The following is a 2,692-nucleotide window of genomic DNA, read 5'->3' as shown; positions in this document are numbered from 1 at the left end:
GACACCTCCCCCCGCACGCGAGGGAGGATAAGGAAGTTGAGCGCCGGAAGCGCTGTCGCGAGTCCGGGAGCAGGGGCTGAGCCCCTGCTAGATTTCCTGGTTGTAGCTGCCGATTTCGGGATAGGCCGCCAGGCGCGGTTTCACTTCCTTGCGGAACAGATCGCGCATGTCGTCTTCCGAACGCAGGGATTCGACCACTACGACCAACTCCGGCTTGTTTGACGAGGCGCGGACCAAGACCCACGAACCGTCTTCCAGGTGGACGCGAGCGCCGTTGACCGTGATGACTTCCTTGATCTTGCGGCCCAGGATCTCGCCACCGGCGGCGCCCAGGGCCTCGTACTCTTTCACGATGCGCTCCAGGACCTCGTACTTGAGCTCATCGGCGCAATGCGGCGACATGGTCAGGGAGGTGAAGGCCTGGGGCAGGGCGTCCTTCAGTTGCGAGAGGGTCTTGTCCGGATTGCGGTCCATCATCGACAGGATGGCTTCGGCGGCGACCAGGCCGTCGTCGTAGCCGCGGCCGATCGGGTTGGCGAGGAAGAAGTGGCCCGACTTTTCAAAGCCGGCCAAAGCCTTCAGTTCGGCGGTCTTGCGCTTGATGTAGCTGTGGCCGGTTTTCCAGTAGACGGTGGTGGCGCCATTGGCCTTCAGCACCTCGTCGGTGGCGTAGAGGCCGGTCGACTTCACGTCGACGACGAAGGTGGCGTTCGGGTAGATGCCCGACAGGTCGCGGGCCAGCATCAGGCCGATCTTGTCGGCAAAGATCTCCTGACCAGTGTTGTCGACCACGCCGCAGCGGTCGCCATCGCCGTCGAAGCCGAGCGCCAGGTCGGCGCCGTGTTCCTTGACGGCCTTGGCCATCTCGTGGAGCATTTCGTGGTCTTCGGGATTGGGGTTGTATTTCGGGAAGGTCGAGTCGAGGTTGCAGTCCATCTCGATGACCTCGGCACCCATGGCACGAAGCACCTGAGGGGCGAAGGCGCCGGCCGTACCGTTGCCGCAGGCGCAGACGACCTTCAGCTTGCGCTTGAGTTTGAGCTTGGAGGCGACGTCGTCCATGTAGCGTTGCTGCACGCCGTCGACCTGCTTCAACGAGCCGCCGGGGCGTTCTACGCCGAGACCGCCGAGAACGATGTCCTTAAGGCGGGTCATTTCTTCCGGGCCGAAGGTCAGGGGCGCCTGGGCACCCATCTTGACGCCGGTCCAGCCGTTGTCGTTGTGCGAAGCGGTGACCATGGCGACGCAGGGGGCGTCGAGGTCGAACTGGGCGAAATAGGCGATCGGCGACAGGCAAAGCCCGATGTCGATGACTTCGATGCCAGCTTGGACCAGGCCCAGGATCAGGGCGTTTTTGATGTTGATCGAATAGGAACGGTAGTCGTGGCCGGTGACCAGTTTGGGTGCGACGCCGCGTTCGTGGATATAGGTGCCCAGGCCCAGGCCCAGGGCCTGGATGCCCAGCAGGTTGATCTCCTTGCCGAACAACCAGCGGGCGTCGTATTCGCGGAAACCGGTCGCCTTGACCAGCGGTATGGTTTCGAATTCGAAGGTGTTCTCGGCAATGGCGGGGAGGGGCTTTACGGACATGATCTATCTCTCACAAACAAATGAAGGTTGAGGCAGCGGGGGCAGGCGGACGTGTCTTCCCGGCGGGTGTTGCCCCCGCTTGTGCTCTACGAAAAATAAGGGGACAATGCGACGCGGGCGGCTTCGCCCAGGTCGGCACGCTTTAACGCGAGAGCAACATTGGCGCGCAGCAGGCCGATCTTGTCGCCGCAGTCATAGGTCGTACCATCATATTCCAGCGCATGGAAGCTCTGGGTTTCCATCAGACGGAACATCGAGTCGGTAAGCTGGATTTCGCCGCCGGCGCCGCGGCCCTGGGTGGCGAGCAGCTCGAAGATTTCGGGTTGCAGGATGTAGCGGCCCGAGACGATCAGGTTGGACGGAGCCGTGCCCTGGGGCGGCTTTTCGACCATGCCGGTCATCTTATTGAGTCTGCCGTCCTGCTTTTCGAGCGCGACGACACCGTATTGGTGGGTCTGTTCGTGGGGAACGGCTTCGACGACGATGATATTGCCGCCGACCTGGTCGTAGGCCTGGATGGCTTGTTTGAGGGCCGGAACTTCTGCGTCCATGACCATGTCGGGCAGGATGACGGCGAAGGGCTCATCACCGATGATGTCGCGGCCACACCAGACGGCGTGGCCCAGGCCCTTGGGCTGCATCTGGCGCACGAAGCTCATCTCGCCTTCGGTCGGCAGTTCGGCCAGGAGTTCGTCGAGGATGGCGGTCTTGTTCTTGTCGCGCAGTTGCGATTCGAGTTCGACCTGGTGGTCGAAATAGTCTTCGATAGCGCCCTTGGAGCGGCCGGTGACGAAGACGAAATGCTCGATGCCGGCGGCGCGGGCCTCGGCGACGACATAGGACAGGATGGGACGGTCGACGACGTTCAGCAGTTCCTTGGGGACGACTTTCGTACCGGGAAGGACGCGGGTACCCAGACCGGCGACGGGAACGACCGCCTTGCGAACGCGTTTATGTGACACGTGAACCCCTTAAAATCGATGTGGCAAATCCGCCTATACGGCGTGAAATTATGAACAGCGGCGGCACGTTAGTGCGCAGACGCGAAAACGGCAACCACCGTCATGAAAAATTCTTGCTTGGAGCGCGTTTCGATCCGGAC

General features: G+C 61.9%; 2 protein-coding genes. Both read right to left on the bottom strand.

All coding sequences use genetic code 11. The features are described 5' to 3' along the window. Positions 1–87 precede the first annotated feature (87 nt). Complete coding sequence (locus ABI_RS22745; protein WP_006275426.1) at positions 88–1,590, bottom strand: phosphomannomutase/phosphoglucomutase; 1,503 nt, start codon at positions 1,588–1,590, stop codon at positions 88–90. 86 nt (positions 1,591–1,676) lie between these two features. After that, a complete protein-coding gene (gene galU, locus ABI_RS22740; protein ID WP_006275425.1) occupies positions 1,677–2,552 on the bottom strand; it encodes a UTP--glucose-1-phosphate uridylyltransferase GalU in 876 nt (291 codons plus the stop codon). Positions 2,553–2,692: the final 140 nt, after the last annotated feature.

Origin of the sequence: Asticcacaulis biprosthecium C19 (genome assembly GCF_000204015.1) — a bacterium.
In the GTDB taxonomy this organism is placed as follows: domain Bacteria; phylum Pseudomonadota; class Alphaproteobacteria; order Caulobacterales; family Caulobacteraceae; genus Asticcacaulis; species Asticcacaulis biprosthecius.
The sequence above is the reverse complement of the archived record's forward strand: the minus strand, read 5'-3'. Positions and strand labels throughout refer to the sequence as shown.